This is a genomic window from Ruegeria sp. HKCCA4008, assembly GCF_013033125.1.
Classification (GTDB): domain Bacteria; phylum Pseudomonadota; class Alphaproteobacteria; order Rhodobacterales; family Rhodobacteraceae; genus Ruegeria.
The window spans coordinates 26729-44034 of the sequence record NZ_WQDM01000014.1 but is presented as its reverse complement, the minus strand read 5'-3'; the positions used below and the strand labels follow the sequence as shown (position 1 = coordinate 44034).

The 17306-nt window shown below is 56.9% G+C and carries 23 protein-coding genes and 2 tRNA genes; 23 read left to right on the top strand and 2 right to left on the bottom strand.

The genetic code is table 11. The features are described from left to right. Nucleotides 1-278 precede the first annotated feature (278 nt). Nucleotides 279-353 (bottom strand) — tRNA-Thr (locus GOW60_RS20240). An 83-nt stretch (nt 354-436) separates the two neighbouring features. Here GOW60_RS20240 and GOW60_RS20235 point away from each other — a divergent pair. The 17 genes from GOW60_RS20235 (at nt 437) to GOW60_RS20155 (ending at nt 11133) form a co-directional block, all read left to right on the top strand. Continuing rightward, nucleotides 437-592, top strand: coding sequence for a hypothetical protein (locus tag GOW60_RS20235; RefSeq protein WP_171206177.1), 156 nt, complete (start codon nt 437-439; stop codon nt 590-592). A 6-nt stretch (nt 593-598) separates the two neighbouring features. Continuing rightward, nucleotides 599-1867 (top strand): UDP-N-acetylglucosamine 1-carboxyvinyltransferase, encoded by a 1269-nt coding sequence (murA, locus tag GOW60_RS20230; RefSeq protein WP_152458871.1) that lies wholly within the window; start codon nt 599-601, stop codon nt 1865-1867. Beyond that, complete coding sequence (locus tag GOW60_RS20225; RefSeq protein ID WP_171230695.1) at nt 1864-2340, top strand: DUF2948 family protein; 477 nt, start codon at nt 1864-1866, stop codon at nt 2338-2340. The genes murA and GOW60_RS20225 overlap by 4 nt, the downstream gene beginning before the upstream one ends. Beyond that, entirely contained in the window at nt 2341-2862 is a 522-nt protein-coding gene (locus tag GOW60_RS20220; RefSeq protein ID WP_171230694.1) for a GNAT family N-acetyltransferase, read from the top strand. A 61-nt stretch (nt 2863-2923) separates the two neighbouring features. After that, entirely contained in the window at nt 2924-4225 is a 1302-nt protein-coding gene (hisD, locus tag GOW60_RS20215; protein ID WP_171230693.1) for a histidinol dehydrogenase, read from the top strand. 98 nt (nt 4226-4323) lie between these two features. Beyond that, the gene (locus GOW60_RS20210) at nt 4324-4803 is read left to right on the top strand and encodes a UPF0262 family protein (RefSeq protein ID WP_152458863.1); all 480 of its coding nucleotides are present in this window, start codon (nt 4324-4326) and stop codon (nt 4801-4803) included. Between the two features lie 3 nt (nt 4804-4806). Continuing rightward, nucleotides 4807-5259: a low molecular weight phosphatase family protein gene (locus tag GOW60_RS20205; RefSeq protein WP_171118521.1), complete on the top strand. Its 453-nt coding sequence runs from the start codon at nt 4807-4809 to the stop codon at nt 5257-5259. A gap of 2 nt (nt 5260-5261) precedes the next feature. Further along, the gene (locus GOW60_RS20200; protein ID WP_152458860.1) at nt 5262-5660 is read left to right on the top strand and encodes a ketosteroid isomerase-related protein; all 399 of its coding nucleotides are present in this window, start codon (nt 5262-5264) and stop codon (nt 5658-5660) included. Then, nucleotides 5653-6246, top strand: a complete 594-nt coding sequence (locus GOW60_RS20195) for a GNAT family N-acetyltransferase (RefSeq protein ID WP_171230692.1) — start codon at nt 5653-5655, stop codon at nt 6244-6246. The genes GOW60_RS20200 and GOW60_RS20195 overlap by 8 nt, the downstream gene beginning before the upstream one ends. A 63-nt stretch (nt 6247-6309) precedes the next feature. Continuing rightward, nucleotides 6310-6579: a DUF4242 domain-containing protein gene (locus GOW60_RS20190; RefSeq protein WP_152458857.1), complete on the top strand. Its 270-nt coding sequence runs from the start codon at nt 6310-6312 to the stop codon at nt 6577-6579. Nucleotides 6580-6646: 67 nt separating this feature from the next. Next, nucleotides 6647-7522 carry a carbon-nitrogen hydrolase family protein gene (locus GOW60_RS20185; protein ID WP_171230691.1) on the top strand — a complete coding sequence of 292 codons (876 nt, stop codon included), beginning with the start codon at nt 6647-6649 and terminating at the stop codon, nt 7520-7522. A gap of 91 nt (nt 7523-7613) precedes the next feature. After that, a complete protein-coding gene (gene infA, locus GOW60_RS20180) occupies nt 7614-7832 on the top strand; it encodes a translation initiation factor IF-1 (RefSeq protein WP_005978431.1) in 219 nt (72 codons plus the stop codon). Between the two features lie 11 nt (nt 7833-7843). Further along, on the top strand, nt 7844-8422 hold the full coding sequence (locus GOW60_RS20175; protein ID WP_171230690.1) for a nucleoside triphosphate pyrophosphatase: 579 nt from the start codon (nt 7844-7846) through the stop codon (nt 8420-8422). Next, nucleotides 8419-9441: a ribonuclease E/G gene (locus GOW60_RS20170; RefSeq protein ID WP_171230689.1), complete on the top strand. Its 1023-nt coding sequence runs from the start codon at nt 8419-8421 to the stop codon at nt 9439-9441. Before GOW60_RS20175 ends, GOW60_RS20170 begins: the two co-directional genes overlap by 4 nt. Next, the gene (locus tag GOW60_RS20165; RefSeq protein WP_170346183.1) at nt 9438-9620 is read left to right on the top strand and encodes a DNA gyrase inhibitor YacG; all 183 of its coding nucleotides are present in this window, start codon (nt 9438-9440) and stop codon (nt 9618-9620) included. The genes GOW60_RS20170 and GOW60_RS20165 overlap by 4 nt, the downstream gene beginning before the upstream one ends. Nucleotides 9621-9699: 79 nt before the next feature. Continuing rightward, nucleotides 9700-9774, top strand: a tRNA-Phe gene (locus GOW60_RS20160). 162 nt (nt 9775-9936) lie between these two features. Further along, a complete protein-coding gene (locus GOW60_RS20155) occupies nt 9937-11133 on the top strand; it encodes an integrase arm-type DNA-binding domain-containing protein (RefSeq protein ID WP_171230688.1) in 1197 nt (398 codons plus the stop codon). 208 nt (nt 11134-11341) lie between these two features. On the opposite strand, the gene GOW60_RS20150 is transcribed toward GOW60_RS20155, so the two are convergent. Next, a complete protein-coding gene (locus tag GOW60_RS20150) occupies nt 11342-11962 on the bottom strand; it encodes a thermonuclease family protein (protein WP_171230687.1) in 621 nt (206 codons plus the stop codon). Nucleotides 11963-12355: 393 nt separating this feature from the next. Here GOW60_RS20150 and GOW60_RS20145 point away from each other — a divergent pair, with 393 nt between their 5' ends. The 6 genes from GOW60_RS20145 to GOW60_RS20120 all read left to right on the top strand — a co-directional run bounded on the left by GOW60_RS20145 (nt 12356) and on the right by GOW60_RS20120 (nt 17042). Beyond that, on the top strand, nt 12356-13636 hold the full coding sequence (locus GOW60_RS20145; RefSeq protein WP_170385602.1) for a hypothetical protein: 1281 nt from the start codon (nt 12356-12358) through the stop codon (nt 13634-13636). Continuing rightward, entirely contained in the window at nt 13633-14415 is a 783-nt protein-coding gene (locus tag GOW60_RS20140) for a hypothetical protein (RefSeq protein ID WP_171230686.1), read from the top strand. The genes GOW60_RS20145 and GOW60_RS20140 overlap by 4 nt, the downstream gene beginning before the upstream one ends. Before the next feature lie 23 nt (nt 14416-14438). Then, the gene (locus tag GOW60_RS20135) at nt 14439-14834 is read left to right on the top strand and encodes a thermonuclease family protein (RefSeq protein ID WP_171230685.1); all 396 of its coding nucleotides are present in this window, start codon (nt 14439-14441) and stop codon (nt 14832-14834) included. Between the two features lie 256 nt (nt 14835-15090). Beyond that, a complete protein-coding gene (locus tag GOW60_RS20130; protein ID WP_171230684.1) occupies nt 15091-15759 on the top strand; it encodes a hypothetical protein in 669 nt (222 codons plus the stop codon). 88 nt (nt 15760-15847) lie between these two features. Beyond that, nucleotides 15848-16042: an AlpA family transcriptional regulator gene (locus GOW60_RS20125; RefSeq protein WP_171230683.1), complete on the top strand. Its 195-nt coding sequence runs from the start codon at nt 15848-15850 to the stop codon at nt 16040-16042. 307 nt (nt 16043-16349) lie between these two features. Continuing rightward, nucleotides 16350-17042, top strand: a complete 693-nt coding sequence (locus GOW60_RS20120; protein WP_171230682.1) for a hypothetical protein — start codon at nt 16350-16352, stop codon at nt 17040-17042. The last annotated feature ends 264 nt before the right edge of the window (nt 17043-17306 follow it).

The following is a 17306-nucleotide window of genomic DNA, read 5'->3' as shown; positions in this document are numbered from 1 at the left end:
TACCGCCCGCCAGCGCCCGAAACCATCATCCCGATGGATCACAGGCCGATGATGCGCTAACAATCAACTTGGACCAGTCAGTTGAGGCTGCTCAAGCGCGCGGCCGACTGAGGGGGTAGGCCGGGGGGCGGGTTCGTCAGGTAGATGCAGCCTATCATCGAATTCTCAGCCTAGTCAGTGCGACTTAGCCACCGGCTGAGAAATCCTGTGGATGGTCGCCATGTGGTCGCCAGTCCCTGACGGGGCCACGTCGACAATCTTTTAAGTATCTGATTTTATGGTGCTGCTGGAGAGAATTGAACTCTCGACCTCTCCCTTACCAAGGGAGTGCTCTACCTCTGAGCTACAGCAGCGCTGTGGGCGGGTGATTAGACTCAAACGAAACGGGGCGCAAGGGTGTCTGGACGGTTTTTTTCACCTCCTGTAGAGAAAGATCATGACGAATAAAAATTCACCCAAAAAACAAGGCAAATCCGGGGATGCGCGCGAAGAGCGGCTGAAAGCGGCGCTGAAGGCCAATATGGCCCGGCGCAAGGCGCAGGCCAAGGCGCGGGCGGCCTCTGGGGACAAGGCCGACAAGGACAAGGGATAAGAGCAGATGGATTCGATTCTGGTGACGGGCAACGGCCCGCTGAATGGTCAGATACCGATTGCGGGGGCCAAGAACGCGTGTCTGACGCTGATGCCTGCAACCTTGCTGAGCGAAGAACCGCTGACGCTGACCAACGCACCACGTCTCAGCGACATCAAGACCATGACCGCCTTGCTGCAATCGCTGGGGGCCGAGGTGTCGTCGCTGCAAGATGGTCAGGTGATCGCGATGTCGAGCCACAGCCTGACCAGCCAAACGGCGGATTATGACATCGTGCGCAAGATGCGTGCCTCGAATCTGGTGCTGGGCCCCTTGCTGGCACGGTTCGGGCAGGCAGTTGTTTCTTTGCCAGGTGGCTGCGCGATTGGCGCCCGTCCGATGGACCTGCATGTGGAGGGGCTCGAGGCGCTGGGCGCCGAGATCGAGCTGAAGGACGGCTATCTGCACGCCAAGGCTCCGGGCGGCCTGAAAGGGGCGGTGCACGAGATGCGCTTTGCCTCGGTCGGAGCCACCGAAAACATCGTCATGGCGGCGACGCTGGCAAAGGGCACCACGGTGCTCAAGAACGCCGCGCGCGAGCCTGAGATCGTCGATCTGGTCGAATGCCTGCGCAAGATGGGTGCGCAGATTTCGGGCGAGGGCAGCTCGACCATAGAAATTCAGGGTGTCGACCGGCTGCACGGTGCCACCCATCAGGTTGTCACTGACCGGATCGAACTGGGCACCTATATGCTGGCCCCGGCGATTTGCGGCGGCGAGGTCGAACTGCTGGGCGGGCGCATGGCGCTGGTTGAATCCTTTGCGGCCAAGCTTGACGCGGCGGGGGTCAGTGTCACCGAAACCCAAAACGGCTTGAAAGTGGCGCGCAAGAACGGCCGTGTGCAGGCTGTGGATGTGGTGACCGAACCCTTCCCGGGTTTCCCGACCGACCTTCAGGCGCAGATGATGGCGCTGATGTGCACCGCCGAAGGCACCTCGGTTCTGGAAGAGCGTATTTTCGAAAACCGTTTCATGCATGCCCCGGAACTTGTGCGCATGGGTGCGAATATCGAGGTGCACGGCGGCACCGCCACCGTCACGGGTGTCGAAACCCTGAAAGGCGCCCCGGTGATGGCGACGGATCTGCGGGCTTCGGTGTCGCTGATCCTTGCCGGATTGGCGGCAGAAGGTGAGACGACGGTAAGCCGGGTCTATCATTTGGACCGCGGATATGAACATGTGGTGCGCAAGCTGGAAGGCGTGGGCGCAAAAATCGAACGGATCAAGGGCGAATGACGGACGCAAGTTTTGAAGACGGGCGTGAAGCCCCGCTGAATCTGGGGGCTGAGGATGCAGAAGACCTGAAGGTGATCTCGACCCTCGTGCAGGATGCGGTTTTTCCCGTGACCGAGATGAAATGGCAACCGTCGCACCGCCGCTTTGGCCTGTTGCTGAACCGCTTTCGCTGGGAAGACAAGGATGCCGCCGCCCGCCGTGACCGCCCCTTTGAACGGGTGCAGTCGGTGCTGGTCTTTGATTCCGTTCTGTCCGTGGCCAGTCAGGGCATAGATCGCAGTGAGAAGGACATGGTCATGTCGCTGCTGTCCGTCGAATTCGAACCCGGTGAGGATGGCGCGGGTCAGCTCTTGCTGACCCTGGCGGGTGACGGCGCGATCCGCCTGAAGGTCGAGGCGTTGGATGCCACGCTCAAGGACGTCACGCGCCCGTATCGGGCCCCATCCGGCCGGGCGCCGCAGCACCCCGAATAGATGCAGAACAAGCGCGGCATTTCTCAGGCGTTTTCAAATGTGTCCGAGGGTATTGCCCTGCGTCCGGCGACGGTGTTCGATGTGTTCGACATCAGCCGCGTGCTGATCCGGTCGATCACGCAGCTTTGTGTGGCCGATCACAACAATGATCCCGACCATCTGAAACAATGGACCGCAAACAAAGACGCGGCGACCATACGGGGCTGGTTCAAGCCGGGATCACAGATCTGGCTGGCCCAGCGTGAAGGGCAGGTGGCCGCGGTCGGTGGGTTGTTAGAAACCGGCAAGATCACCTTGCTCTATGTTGACCCGGATCACGTCGGCAGTGGGGTGGGGGCCGCGTTGCTAAAGCGGCTGGGACGGCAACTGGCCGCGTGCGGCTGTACCGAGGTGCATCTGGACGGCACGAAGACCGCCCGGGAATTCTATTTGCGCCACGGCTGGAAGGTTACCGGTCAATGCAGTGACCGTCAGGATCTGTCCTGCTTTGCCATGCGCAAATCGCTGCACCCCCGGGGCTGAGGGTTGAGGCCGCGCCCCGTGGGCGATATGTCCCGTGGCGCAACGCCCGGAGTGCCAGATCATGCCCGTTTTCCTTGACGCCACATCGCCCGATTTCGAAGCCGCCTTCCAAACCCTGCTGTCTGCCAAGCGCGAGGACAGCCCGGATGTGGACGCGGTTGTGGCGCAGATCATCGACGATGTCCGCAACCGGGGCGACGCGGCGGTTATTGAACTGACCGCGAAATTCGACCGGCTGGAGCTGACACCCGAAACGCTGGCCTTCAGCGCGCAGGAGATCGCAGACGCGGTGGCGCAAGTCGGGGCCGAAGACCGGGCGGCGCTGGAACTGGCCGCCGCCCGCATCCGGGCCTATCACGAACGTCAGATGCCCAGCGACCAAAGCTGGACGGATGAGGCCGGGGCCACACTGGGCTGGCGCTGGTCGGCGGTCTCGGCCGCCGGGCTTTATGTGCCGGGCGGGCTGGCTTCATACCCGTCTTCGGTTCTGATGAACGCCATCCCGGCCAAGGTGGCGGGGGTTGAACGGCTGGCCATTGTTGTGCCCACGCCGGACGGGCAGGTGAATCCGCTGGTTCTGCTGGCTGCGCAACTGTCGGGTGTGGACGAGGTCTATCGCATCGGCGGCGCGCAGGCCGTGGCGGCGCTGGCCTATGGCACCGACACCATCGCGCCGGTCGACAAGATCACGGGCCCGGGCAACGCCTTTGTGGCGGCGGCCAAACGGCGGGTGTTCGGCAAGGTGGGCATCGACATGATCGCAGGCCCTTCCGAGATTCTGGTCATCGCCGACAAGGACAACGACCCCGACTGGATCGCGCTGGATCTGCTCAGCCAGGCCGAACACGACGAAAGCGCGCAGTCGATCCTGATCACGGATGACGCCGCTTTTGGCCACAGCGTTGCGAAGGCGGTCGAAAAGCGCCTCGAAACCCTGCAACGCCGCGCCATCGCCGGGGCCAGCTGGCGCGACTTCGGCGCCATCATAACCGTCCGTGATCTGAACCAGGCTGCAATCCTGTCGAACCGTATCGCCCCGGAACATCTGGAGCTTTGCGTCGCAGACCCGGTGTCGCTGAGCGAAAAAACCATCCACGCCGGGGCCATCTTTCTGGGCCAGTACACGCCCGAAGCCATCGGCGACTATGTCGGTGGACCCAACCACGTGCTTCCGACGGCCCGGTCCGCGCGGTTCTCGTCCGGGCTCAGCGTGATGGATTTCCTCAAACGCACCACGCTCAGCCAGATGACCCCCGAGGCCCTGCGCGCCATCGGGCCCGCCGCTGAACAACTGGCGCAATCAGAAAGCCTCGAGGCGCACGGCCTTTCTGTCACAGCGCGTCTGAACCGCCTGAATGGCTGAAATGACGCAAAGACCGGACACATATGGCTCTTCTCTGCGTTGCCGACTGGATTCCGTTGATATAGGTCTGTGCTGACAAAAGGATTGTAGCCATAACGATGACCCGCATTTCGCATATCGAACTGGATGACCGAAACCTGCCGCCGCCGACCCCCGAGATCGAGCAGGAACGCAAGGTTGCCATCTATGATCTGCTGGAAGACAACAGCTTTTCGCTGCCCAATCGGGATGACCGCGTCATTCCTGATGGGCCTTACCACGTGCAACTGTCGATCCGCGACAAACGGCTGGTCTTTGATATCGCGACCGAAGAGAATGAAAAAGCCGCCGAATTTCACCTGTCGCTTGGCCCGTTCCGGCAGGTGGTCAAGGATTACTTCCAGATCTGCGAAAGCTATTTCGACGCGGTCAAGTCGCTGCCTCCCAGCCAGATCGAGACCATAGACATGGCCCGCCGCGGCATCCACAACGAAGGCAGCCGCGTGCTACAGGAACGGCTGGAGGGAAAGGCAGAAGTGGATACCGATACCGCCCGGCGCCTGTTCACGCTGATCTGCGTTCTGCATTTTGGGGGCTGACGGGTGAAGCCTCTGCCGCAGTCGGTCCTGTTCTGTTGCGACCACAACTCGGTTCGATCTCCGATGGCCGAGGGGCTGATGAAGAAGTTTTACGGCACGGGCACCTATGTGCAGTCCGCAGGCGTGCACAACGATCTGGAGATTGACGGGTTCTGCATCGCGGCCTGCCACGAGGTGGGTGTGGAACTGTCCCGTCACCGCTCGCGGTCCTTTGACGAGATGCAGGAATGGGGCGACGATCTCAGCTCGTTTGATCTGGTCGTGGCACTTTCGCCCGCCAGCCAGCGCCGGGCGCTGGAACTGACCCGGGTTTTTCACCTCGATGTCGATTATTGGCCAATAATGGACCCTACCGGGTTGGGCGAGACCCGCGAAGAAAAGCTACATCACTACCGACAGACCCGCGATCAGATCATCAAACATCTGAAAGACCGCTGGGGCGAACCTACGGAGTGACCATGAACCAGACCGTCAAAACCTATTTCGAAGCCTTCAATGCCGGTGACGTGGATGCCATGCTGGCCTGCCTGTCCGACGACGTGGCCCATCACGTGAACGAAGGCCAGATCCGCATTGGCAAGGACAAATTCGCCGCGTTCTGCGCGCATATGAACCGCTGCTACAAAGAAAACCTGACCGACATCGTCGTGTTCGAAGCCGAAGGCGGCACCCGCGCCGCAGCCGAATTCATCGTCAACGGAACCTATTTGGAAACCGATGATGGCCTGCCGGATGCGCATGGCCAGACGTACCGCCTGCCTGCCGGCTCGTTCTTCGACCTGAAGGATGGCAAGATCACCCGCGTCACAACCTTCTACAACCTGGCGGACTGGACCAAACAGGTTTCGAATGGCTGAGGTCACCGCCGTCCGCCCCCTGACCGGAGCGGCTCTGGAAGCCGCCCTGGATGACGTCGCCCGGCTGCGCATCAAGGTATTTCACGCCTGGCCGTATCTTTACGATGGCGACCTGGAATATGAACGGAAATACCTGCAATCCTACCGCGACAGCGACAAGGCCATCGTGGTGGGCGCATTCGACGACGACCGCCTGATCGGCGCATCAACCGGCGCCCCTCTGACCGACCACGCCGAAGATTTCGCGGCGGCCTTCGAGGGCACCGGGTTTGATCTGAAGGACATCTTCTATTGCGCCGAATCGGTGCTGCTGCCCGACTATCGCGGGCAGGGTGTCGGTCACAAATTCTTCGACGCCCGCGAAGCCCACGCCCGCGCGCTGGGTTTCACCAAATGCGCGTTCTGCGGCGTGCAACGCCCGGCAGATCATCCGATGCGGCCCGACGATTACCGCCCGCTGGATGCCTTCTGGCGCGCGCGGGGGTATGAACCATTGCCCGGTGCGATCGCGCAGTTTTCGTGGAAAGATATCGGGCAAGAGGGCGAGACCCAGAAGCCGTTGCAGTTCTGGATCCGGGATCTCTGAACGCCAAACGCAGAAGAAATTCCCGAATCATGTTAGTGTTGGGTTTTCTGTGAGGGAATTGCCATGAAACGCTATGTTATCGAACGCGATCTTCCGGGTGTCGGTTCCATGTCCGGTGACGAACTGTGCGGCGCGTCTGCGAAGTCGAACGAAGCGCTGGCGCAAATACCCGGCGTGCAGTGGGAGCATTCCTATGTTGCTGGTGACAAGACCTTTTGCATCTATCTGGCCGAGAGCGAGGACGCGATCCACAAGCATGCGGAACTCAGCGGGTTCCCGGCCAACACGATCACCGAAGTGACCACGATCATCGATCCGACGACCGCAGGGTAATTGGGCTGTACTCCGGTCTGCGTCCGCGACTAAGGTCATGCGAATTTGACCGCACGGGGACGCTGCCATGAAAGTCGCAACTGCCGCCTACAACCTCGACTGGCTCGACAGCTGGGCGCAATACGAAGACAAGCTTGAGGGGTGGGTGTCCCAGGCCGCAGGGCAGGGGGCCGAATTGTTGGTCTTTCCCGAATACGGCGCGATGGAGCTGTCGACCCTCGACGGGGCCGAGGTTGCCGGCGATTTGGAGCGGTCGGTCCGGGCCGTGTCCGACCGGATGGAGGATGTACAAAACCTGCACACCCGCCTCGCCAGGACGTACAAAACCTACATTCTGGGTGCGTCCGCGCCGGTTGTGGATGGCCCTGGGCGTCCGGTGAACCGTGCCGCCTTCTATGCGCCGGATGGCAGTTGCGACCATCAGGACAAACAGATCATGACCCGGTTCGAACGCGAGGATTGGGACATCGCCCCGGGTGGTCCGCTCAAGCTGTTCGACACCGCGCTGGGCAAGATCGGTGTGTTGATCTGTTATGACAGCGAGTTTCCGTTGCTGGGCCGCGCGTTGAACGAAGCAGACCTGATTCTTGTGCCATCCTGTACCGAAGCGCTTTCAGGTTACTGGCGCGTGCGGATTGGCGCAATGTCAAGAGCTTTGGAAAATCAATGTGTTACGGTTATGGCCTCGCTGGTCGGGAACAACGAGTGGTCCGAGGCGGTGGATAAGAACACCGGGACCGGAGGCGTCTTTGGCCCGCCCGACAAGGGATTTCCGGCCACCGGTGTGCTGGCCGAAGGCACTTTGAATCAGCCTGGCTGGACCTATGCGGATGTCGACCTGTCAGCCATCGTCGAGGTCCGCGCAGACGGTCACGTGCTGAACCGAACCCATTGGGAGGAACAGGCCGCTCGAGTCGAATCGGTCACAATATCCGCTCTTTAGGTGATTCCGCCCTTGAAATAAGGCCGAAATAGGCTCATTTAAGCGCACACCCCCGCAGATTCTGCGGGTGCAACGTAATGATGGAGACAACATGGCCAAGGAAGATACGCTCGAATTTCCCGGTGTCGTGAAGGAACTCCTGCCTAATGCGACGTTTCGGGTCGAGCTGGAAAACGGCCATGAGATCATCGCACATACGGCAGGCAAGATGCGCAAGAACCGCATCCGTGTTCTGGCCGGCGACAAGGTTCAGGTCGAGATGACCCCATATGATCTGACCAAGGGTCGGATCAACTATCGCTTCAAGTAACGCCTGCCGCAATGGCGTTCATTCTCGGATCGGGCAGCCCAAGACGGCTGGACCTGCTGGCCCAGCTTGGCGTGCGGCCCGATGCCATTTGCCCTCCTGACATCGACGAAACGCCTTTGAAGGGCGAGCTTCCAGTTCCGTATTGCCACCGCATCACGCGCCAAAAAGTGCAGGCTGTTCAGGCGGATAGAGGTGACGTTACCCTCTGTGCAGATACCACCGTGGCCTTGGGGCGTCGGATTCTGGGTAAGCCCGAGGATGTGGGGCAGGCAGCGGAGTTTCTGCATTCCCTGTCTGGTCGTCGTCACCGCGTGATCACCTCGGTTGCGGTCCGGCGCGGAGACCGTGTGCTACAGCGTGATGTCGTCTCACAGGTCAAGGTCAAACGTCTGTCGGATGTCGAGATCAACGCCTATCTGGCGACCGGAGACTGGTGCGGCAAGGCAGGTGCCTATGCGATTCAGGGGCCCGCAGGGGCTTTCATTCCATGGATTTCGGGGTCGTTTACTGGCATCGTCGGCCTGCCCCTGTCCGAGACCGCGGCCTTGCTGCAAGGCATCGGCTATCCACTGTATCGAGAGGCATCATGAAAGGTCGCACCATTGTTCTGGACCACATCCAAGGCCGCGAAGCGGCTGCGCTGATGGTTGACGGCAAGTTGGATGACTTCTTGATAGCCACAGACGCACCCGCGCCCGGCACGATCTACCGCGCCCGCGCTGACCGCCCGGTCAAGGGGCAGGGCGGAATGTTCCTGACCACGCCAGATGGCCCTGCTTTCCTGCGACAAGTCAAAGGCTTGGGTCCCGGCGCCCTGTTGTTGGTACAGGTCACCGGCTTTGCAGAGCCCGGCAAAGCCATACCGGTGAGCAATCGCATCCTTTTCAAAAGCCGCTATGCGATTGTTACGCCGGACGCTCCGGGCCTGAACATTTCGCGCAGTATCAAGGACGAGGACATACGAGATCAACTGCTTGAAATCGCGCACGAGCAGATGGGTGACAGCGCCTATGGATTGATCCTGCGCTCCTGCTGCGCGGGTGCGGATGCCGAAGAGATCTCGGAAGACATCTCGGCCATGTTGACGCAGGCCGAGCAGGTGATGAATGACGACGGGACCGAGCCTGAACTTCTCAGCGAGGGTGACAGCCCCCATATCCTTGCCTGGCGCGACTGGACCGACCCGGCCGAAGTCGTGACCCAGGAGGGCGGGTTCGAAACCCACGGCGTTCTGGATGCGTTGGATACCGTGCGTGGAGCGTCCGAGCCTTTGCCGGGCGGGGGGCATCTTTACATCGAACCCACACGCGCATTGGTCGCCGTGGATGTGAACACCGGAGCGGACACCTCGCTCGCGGCGGGCACCAAGGCCAATTTCGCCTGCGCCAAGATGCTGCCCCGTGCTTTGCGCGTACGTGGGCTGGCTGGTCAGATTACGCTGGACCTCGCGCCCATGCCAAAGAAGGATCGCCGCGGGTTCGAATCCGCTTTACGTAATGCGTTCAGATCAGACCCGGACGAGACGATTCTTGCAGGTTGGACCCCGCTGGGCCACTTTGAGTTGCAGCGAAAGCGTGGTCGCGTTCCTGTGATGGAGGTCCTGAAATGAGCTGCCCGATTTGCGGTGCCGAGACCGAGCAGAAGTTTCGTCCGTTTTGTTCCAGGCGCTGTGCGGACATTGATTTGGCCAAGTGGCTGAACGGGTCCTACTCGGTTCCGTCGCAGCGCGAAGAGGACCTTGAAGCCGAGGATGACACGCAGGACTTTACACCAAAGCGACCACATTGAAAAAATGTGAAAAAGCCTCTGGACACCGCTGGTAGCAAGTCATAGAAGGCCCCCACCCAACGACGAACGTCGTTCCCGTGCCCGGGTAGCTCAGGGGTAGAGCAGTGGATTGAAAATCCTCGTGTCGGTGGTTCGATTCCGCCCCCGGGCACCACAAAATCTTCCTGTTGTTTCCGAAATCGTTTGATACTAGATTGTTTTTGCTGGGTATCGTCGTGATTTATGTCCGGCATCGTCCCAGGTGGTCCAGCCAAGTGTACCCCAAAAGGGGGTATCAATCTGGGGTACCGTTTCGATCAAGAAAAGAGGTACCCCCATGTCGGTTCTAAGTGACGCAAAGATTCGAGCGCTGAAGCCGAAGGACAAACCTTTCAAGACAGCCGACTTTGACGGGTTATTCCTACTCACAAAGCCTAATGGATCTAAACTGTGGCGTTTCAAGTATCGCTGGTTGGGCAAGGAGAAACTGCTGGCTTTGGGTAAATACCCGGATGTTTCATTGAAGCAGGCCCGATCTAAGCGCGATGAGGCTCGATCATTGCTAGCGGTCAACCAGGACCCATCGGCAGTATTAAAAAAGAAGAAGGCAGAACAGGTAGCTGAGCATTATGCTACCTTTTCGCGGTTAGCATCGGATCTTTTGGAGAAAAAGCGCAAAGAAGGAAGGGCGTCGGCAACCCTCTCTAAAACAAGTTGGCTTCACGATATGCTGTGCGCAGAAATTGGATCAATGCCCATAGCGCAGATAACTGCACGTGATGTTCTGGTGCCGTTAAAGAAAGCCGAGGCAAAAGGAACTTACGAAACAGCATTGCGTATGCGTTCAGCTGCTGGAGCAGTATTTAGATATGCGATTTCGCAGGGCCTCATTGACAATGATCCCACTTTTGGCTTGAAAGACGCCCTCGTGCGACCCAAACCAAATCACCGTGCAGCAATCCTTGACCCGGAAGGCGTAGGGGCTCTTTTAAACGCCATCGACGGATTCGAAGGTCAGCCAACTACCAGGATTGCGCTCCAACTTTTGGCACTAACTGCTCTAAGACCTGGGGAGCTTCGCATGGCTGAGTGGTCTGAAGTTGATGAAAGCGGCACTGTTTGGATAGTCCCGGCTCATCGCGCAAAAATGCGCCGCCCTCACGCAGTACCACTTTCGAACCAGGCGCAATTCAAACTTGCAGAATTAAAGAATTTGACTGGTTGGGGAACGTACCTTTTTCCGTCTATTCGATCATCCAAACGATGCATGAGCGACAACACTCTCAACGCTGCTCTTCGCAGAATGGGTTATGGCAAAGAAGAGATGTCAGCACACGGTTTTCGTGCAATATTCTCTACGCTAGCCAATGAAGCAGGTTGCTGGCACGCCGACGCGATAGAGAGGGCTCTTGCGCACGTTGAAGGTAACGAGATTCGCCGAGCTTATGCTCGCGGACAGTACTGGGATGAGAGAACCCGGTTGTCTCAGTGGTGGGCTGACTATTTGGACCAGCTTAGAACGGCCAAGAAGTAGTATAGGTTCCAATTTAGCCAATTGAGTTAGGTTTAACGAAATCACTATTGTACCAACCAGTTTTACGCCGACATGTTTGGATTAACGTTTCACGGTTTGTTCGTAGAACAGCCAGAATGCAAAGCCCAATGATTGTCTTCGTTGGGCCGACGCCCAACTATGCCGCCTTTGGTTACATGCTGTGCTAGGTTGTGGTTTCGGACGTCTCTTAGTCGTTTAGTTTCCGAGCGGCTTGCTTCTCTTCATACTGCTTCCACAACCCCGTATGTCCATTTTGTCTTGCGTTTGCCAGCCACAGCTTCTTTCGGGCATCAGGCATTTCCATTGACCGGTACTTTCCACCTGAGAATTTTGGCCAATCTATCGCTAAACCAAGTTTGACCATTTCAGCGGACAAATCACGGCCGTCCTCAAGGTAGCATTTTGCAACAGCCCGTCCGTGGGCGTCTTGCTCGGTCACTTCTGCCCTAATTTTTTGACCTTTGCAGAGTGAAACGAGTGCCCATTTTGCCTTCTTTCCGTAGGGGTGATCCATCTCAGGAGCATCTACGCCAAACAGACGGATCTGGGTTTTCTTTATTACCAATGTATCGCCATCTACTACGTACGCCGAACCCGTTACTATGGATACTTCGGGTCTGGGTAACTTGTGGGCAGCATCAAAGCGCTGTGGCTGCGAAGTGCGCCGTCCTTCGTTTGAGGTTAATCTTGGTTTCTCATGCACACCTGACTGGCTCGGACGAGTCGTTGTGTCACCAGGCCTGTTGCTGCGAACTGTCAAATACACCGCACCAGCCAAACCCAAACCCAAAACTATCAAGATTTCCACGAACCAGGCCCCCAAAAAGTTAGTTCAACCAATATTGTCACACCGGATCAGGATCGACCCAAGCACACGTCGGGGTTGATTTGCTAGGGACATCTTATATTCAATCGGAGAGATGTGACTGATTTGCTTCGCTGAGCGATCTCACGCCTAGGACTGCGAGACAGTTGGTCTCTACTTACTTAGTTCCCCAGAATAACAACCTGAATTTCAGGTAGTTGGTGTTCTTTGCCAATACTAGAACTACGGGCGCAAGTTGGCGGGAACTCACAGAAGAATGGCAGTTCCGCGCAAGCAATTGCTTCGTAGCGCCCAGATATGCAACCCAGGGTGAAAAGTCTTAATGAATGATTAAGTGACGAACTATCGCGTGATGAGTGTGGAGCAAGATGTAATATGACGGAGAACAAGGATCGCTTGACGGCGGAGGAAGCAAAGGGACTTCGGACTGCTAAAGAACTAGAAGGTCATCTAGCGTGGTTAGACACTTTTACGCCCGCTGCCTTGGGTGTTCTGGCCATCGCATCTGGTATTTACACCTATCTCGGGGTGTCCTCATTGCTCGAAGACAACGGCGCAGTCTCATTCTTCGCAGCCGTTGCGTACTCAATCGCTGTCTCTGTCGGCATCTTCGTCTTTTGGAGCTACATGCTCCGTCTGCTGCCTTCAATGCGTACGGCTAGTGGCTTCATTGGTTTGACGATCTCCACGATTGTTGGCTCTGTCGCCATTATCGCCATGTCTAGCTGGCTGAACGCAGCCGCACTGGCAGGTTCGGCGGCAGTCGAACAACACTTGGAGAACACTGTCCGTGACTACCAAGCTGCTCTCGAGCAAGCCCACGACATAGCCCTCAGTGGTCAAGCGTTGGGTCGCGAGGTGGAACGCGCCCGCCAGAGTTTTGAAGAGCTGGCTGAACTCGAGCAGTCCGGAGACCTCTCAGGTACCGCCGGTCGGGGTGCCGTGTTTCGTGTGCTGACACAAAAAGCCGAGGAGTTGCGAAACCTTGAAGAGCAGATCGCGGCGCAGCAAGAACCCATCGAGGAAGCCTTCCAACAAGGCAACGAAATCCTCGCGAAAATGCGCGAGCTTACTGTAGCGCCCGGTCCAGTGGATCGCCGTTCGGTTCAGTTTTCCGAGGAAAGCGTGAAGCTGGCGGGTGTTATCTCGCGCCTCAACCAGTACAGCGTGGCACCACTTGTTGCTCGTGCTGCTGAGGACCTGCCATCCTCGGTCGTACTTCCAGAGCTTGATGGGCGCAGTTCCGACGTACGAGACGCGCAATCGTCCACAATCAACTCCGTTTTGAATGCGCTGGACCAACGCAGCAAGACACTCAAGAACGCCGCTGACGAGGTATTGGACATGGAGCCGCCCATCGAGACGGCGTACAACCCGATTTCCAGCGCCGATGCAGTAATCAAGTACGCCCACAACTTCGTACCTTCGTGGGCAGGAGCTATTGCCATCGACTTGTTGCCCGCCGTGTTGGTGTTTGTGCTGGCTATCACACAGGCCGCCATCCGCAGCGGCAAGGACGGCATGAGCATCGAGGATACTCTGACACTTGCTGACCTCAGAGCCGCAATGAACGCCATGAAGGACGTAGAGGCGACAATGGGCGTGGCCGACGCAGCTATCCTCAACCGCGCTACTCCACAAAAAGATGAAACGTGATGAACTTACTAAGTCGTCTCGATCCTCGTTCAGGGCTGCGCTACGTACTGATCCTGCAGCTCGCCATTGCAGGCGTTCTGATAGCGTCGGACGTTCTTGGTGTAGTGCCAAGCCCGTTCAAGGAGCGGGTTGAACTCCCGACTGGTCCGATATCCCCCGGAGATCAGCGTCGAGAGTATCGCACTGATCGTAGCGATCCGTCGCTTCTGCCGCAGGATGGACCTCTCGACGTACCCGTGCCAGAGGCTTTTCCTAACCGGTTGGACTTCTCAGTTCAGGAAGTCGAAGGACTAGGTAGGATACTGCTTCTTAGCGGCCAGATAGAGGTGGACGACTCGGCCCGTTTCGCTTCGTACCTGTCCGACATGCAGGAGAAGCCCGACCTTGTGGCTCTCCACAGCCCGGGAGGAGTGGTTTCCGAGGCACTGTCCATTGGTAAGCAGGTGAGAGGTGCTGAGCTTGCTACTGCCGTTCTAGCTGGTTCGATGTGCGTATCGTCATGTCCTTACGTCCTTGCAGGCGGTGAGGAACGCATCGTCTCTCTTCGCGGCATTGTAGGTATGCACCAGCACTACTACGACCAGCCTCGCTTAATTCCTGTCGTCTTCGCAGTAGAAGGCATCCAGAAGGGGCAAGGAGAGACGATGCAGCACCTGATTGACTTGGGTGTCGACCCGTCATTGATGCTGTTTTCACTGAACACCCCACCCGAAGAAATTTATGCGCTTATCAAGGAAGAACTCGTGGATACCCGCATAGCAACCCAAATTATCGATTAACACGAGACATCGAGGACTTCGCCTTGTTCAACAAGCTAACCATAGCCTTGGCGTTTTTCGCCACTACCGCAGCCGCCGGTGGCCTCCAAGTGCGCGACGCCGACACGATCGTTGTCGATGGCACTCCAGTCCGTTTGAACGGCGTGGATGCGCCGGAGCTTGGCACTCGTTCTGGTCAGGATGCTAAACGCTGGATGGTGAACTTTCTTCGCGGCAAGAACATCGAGTGCAGTCTCAATGGCGAGCGCACCCATGATCGCTGGGTTGGTGTTTGTTACGCGGACGGACAAGACATTGGTGCTGCAGTGATTGCTGCGGGGCATGCTCTGGATTGCGCGAGGTACTCGGGTGGGCGCTATAGGCATTTGGAAACCCCGGCTGCTAAGTCTCGTTTGAAGCGGGCAGGGTACTGTAGGTAACATGCAACGGTAGCGTAGGAAGAGCTCATTGGAGTAAAGCCCGTAGGGTTACTTCTATCGACATATACGACTGTGATTGACCCACGAGGTATCGCTGAAGGTCGTCGCCTCGGTGTTCACTTCATTGTTGGTTGGCCCGGTTTAACTGTTCCGGCTTGATTGTTGTTGTATCTGAAGTGGCATCATTGACTCATTTGCACTGTACAGGCACCAACGCACAAAACAGCTTTCTTCGTTTCCAATTTGAAATGACAAAATGACATTGCCTGAAAACACATATGAAGTGGCCGCGAGGGAGGTATTCGAAAAGCATTTTCCCAGCCATCCGCCTTTTCTGGTGGAGTTGCTATCTAAAGTGCTTGGCTCGGTGTTGTCGGCAAGCATTGGAGGTCGAATCGGAAGAACGCATGAACAAAGTGTTAGGTCGGCAGCGAACCAGCTTGAGCAACTTCACGGCAGTCTCAGTGCTTCATTAAAGGCAATTTCTTCGCTGAGTAATTTAGGGCAAGAGATTTTGTCTCGAGCAATGATAGGTCTCCTTGATGGCGATGATATGAAGCTCGGTGCTTACTATTATCCAGATGTGCGAATGGGCTATGCACACAAAGTCGCCGAAGCGGAATGCCAAATCAAAAGCTTGCGCAACCAGACGGCTCTGGCACTTAACGTTGCTAGGGGTGCCGAGAAAATAAGAGGCCGTGGACGGCCAACCAAAGATGATGCCTTAAGCATAGCACAACACTGTGCATTGGCATTTCAGGTGCTCGGGGGGATTCCTTCCAAACCTTCTTGGGATCCCTACGAATCTGAATCCTACGGAAAGTTCTACTTCTTTGTAAAAGATATGTTCGCTGCAGGATCTGTGGAGGCAAATCCCGAAGAGTATTCCAAGCAAGCTGTTGAGTTTTTGAAGAAAATTAATTGATCTGATTTTTTGATTTTCCTCCATTATCTCTTTCTTTTGGTTTCCGTCACGGTTTGGTCATGTTCGACCAGTGCCGAGAGAAACCGATATGCAGAACAAACTAATCCGTCGTCCGGAGGTAGAAACGCTGACAGGCCTTTCCCGTTCGACCATTTATGAGTGGATCAATTCTGGACGTTTCCCAAAGCCACTACAGTTGGGTCCTAGGACAGTTGCTTGGCGAGAAGCTGATATCTTGGAGTGGATTGAAAGTCGCCCAGTTGCTGGAAAGGTGCTGCAGTGACTTACCCAAATAAGTTTGCATTGCAACGAAATGGTCTTTGGTTCGAGAACTATATTGTCGGACCGTGTCCGGTGTGCCAGCCCGACGCACGAGGGGATCAAAGTACGCTTTCCATTTCTGAAGGATCGGGAGGGCGGTTGCTAGTCCATTGCAAGAAGATCGCTTTTGGGTTTCGCGAAATCCTGGGCCACGTAATCGCATTTACCGAACACCTTGCTCCATCGGTTTCTGCCTCCAGAAACGATGCACGCCTCTGCGCTCTGCGCCACGGTGGCGTGTGCTGGTCAAACTAACAGGAGGCAATACCGTGAGCGGATTCCTAAAAGCGCAGCGAAACAGGTTTGACCATCACCTTTTTGTCAAAGAAAAGTTCTGCCGTGGTTACGCCTGGGACTGGTTAGTTGCACAGGCCGCTTGGAAGAACGTCATTGTTGACGTTTCGGGAAAGTCAATCCACCTGAAACGAGGTCAACTCTGCCACTCTATCCGTTTCATTGCTACCAAATGGAATTGGTCGAAAAGCGCTGTCGACCGTTTTCTCACCCGGTTAAAAAACGAGACAATGATCGAGACAGTGGCCGGGACAGGTTGCCTTATCATAACCATTTGCAACTACGACAAATATCAAGGCAGCACAGCGGGGACGGGACAGAAAGCGGACCAGTCACCGGGACAGAAGCGGGACAGAAGCGGGACAAAGATAAAGAAAGATAAGAAGATAGAAGAAGATATAGCGGCAATTCTTGCCGAATGCTGTTCGCCGCAAGTCGCCTTAGATTTTATTGAGTATCGGCGAGAGCTTAATGCGCCGTTAACTCCGCATGCAGCGAAGATTATGGTGGCGAAGCTGGGTGAGCATCCGAACCCCGACGACGTATTTAACTTGTCCATTCAGAACGGGTGGAAAGGCATTTTCCCAGAAAACGTAGGAACCAAGCTTCGGGTTGTCGGGGAAACCGAGCAATTCGGTGCGTTTGGGCGCATTCCGCTTAGGGGGTAACTATGATTTTTGATCAAGACGCCTTCGAGGAACGAGCAGCAATCATGGAATACCTGGGTGGGCTGTCCCGCTTCCGAGCGGAAACCTTAGCTGCAGCGGCCCAAGGGGTAACACGATGGGAGGCACTAAGCCATGTCGCTAACCGAGTTGTTGAGCAAGCGCGAGATCCGCGTTCAGCGCTGGCACGACAGACGGGCCAGGACGCAATGCCCGAAGTGCAGCCCTTACCGGCGGAAGAAGTTTGACCCATGTTTGAGCGTTTCG

Excerpts from the sequence above, each read along its gene's own strand:
- GOW60_RS20235 (WP_171206177.1), top strand. The coding sequence starts at position 437 with ATGACGAATAAAAATTCACCCAAAAAACAAGGCAAATCCGGGGATGCG.
- murA (WP_152458871.1), top strand. The coding sequence starts at position 599 with ATGGATTCGATTCTGGTGACGGGCAACGGCCCGCTGAATGGTCAGATA.
- GOW60_RS20225 (WP_171230695.1), top strand. The coding sequence starts at position 1,864 with ATGACGGACGCAAGTTTTGAAGACGGGCGTGAAGCCCCGCTGAATCTG.
- GOW60_RS20220 (WP_171230694.1), top strand. The coding sequence starts at position 2,341 with ATGCAGAACAAGCGCGGCATTTCTCAGGCGTTTTCAAATGTGTCCGAG.
- hisD (WP_171230693.1), top strand. The coding sequence starts at position 2,924 with ATGCCCGTTTTCCTTGACGCCACATCGCCCGATTTCGAAGCCGCCTTC.
- GOW60_RS20210 (WP_152458863.1), top strand. The coding sequence starts at position 4,324 with ATGACCCGCATTTCGCATATCGAACTGGATGACCGAAACCTGCCGCCG.
- GOW60_RS20200 (WP_152458860.1), top strand. The coding sequence starts at position 5,262 with ATGAACCAGACCGTCAAAACCTATTTCGAAGCCTTCAATGCCGGTGAC.
- GOW60_RS20195 (WP_171230692.1), top strand. The coding sequence starts at position 5,653 with ATGGCTGAGGTCACCGCCGTCCGCCCCCTGACCGGAGCGGCTCTGGAA.
- GOW60_RS20190 (WP_152458857.1), top strand. The coding sequence starts at position 6,310 with ATGAAACGCTATGTTATCGAACGCGATCTTCCGGGTGTCGGTTCCATG.
- GOW60_RS20185 (WP_171230691.1), top strand. The coding sequence starts at position 6,647 with ATGAAAGTCGCAACTGCCGCCTACAACCTCGACTGGCTCGACAGCTGG.
- infA (WP_005978431.1), top strand. The coding sequence starts at position 7,614 with ATGGCCAAGGAAGATACGCTCGAATTTCCCGGTGTCGTGAAGGAACTC.
- GOW60_RS20175 (WP_171230690.1), top strand. The coding sequence starts at position 7,844 with ATGGCGTTCATTCTCGGATCGGGCAGCCCAAGACGGCTGGACCTGCTG.
- GOW60_RS20170 (WP_171230689.1), top strand. The coding sequence starts at position 8,419 with ATGAAAGGTCGCACCATTGTTCTGGACCACATCCAAGGCCGCGAAGCG.
- GOW60_RS20165 (WP_170346183.1), top strand. The coding sequence starts at position 9,438 with ATGAGCTGCCCGATTTGCGGTGCCGAGACCGAGCAGAAGTTTCGTCCG.
- GOW60_RS20155 (WP_171230688.1), top strand. The coding sequence starts at position 9,937 with ATGTCGGTTCTAAGTGACGCAAAGATTCGAGCGCTGAAGCCGAAGGAC.
- GOW60_RS20145 (WP_170385602.1), top strand. The coding sequence starts at position 12,356 with ATGACGGAGAACAAGGATCGCTTGACGGCGGAGGAAGCAAAGGGACTT.
- GOW60_RS20130 (WP_171230684.1), top strand. The coding sequence starts at position 15,091 with ATGACATTGCCTGAAAACACATATGAAGTGGCCGCGAGGGAGGTATTC.
- GOW60_RS20125 (WP_171230683.1), top strand. The coding sequence starts at position 15,848 with ATGCAGAACAAACTAATCCGTCGTCCGGAGGTAGAAACGCTGACAGGC.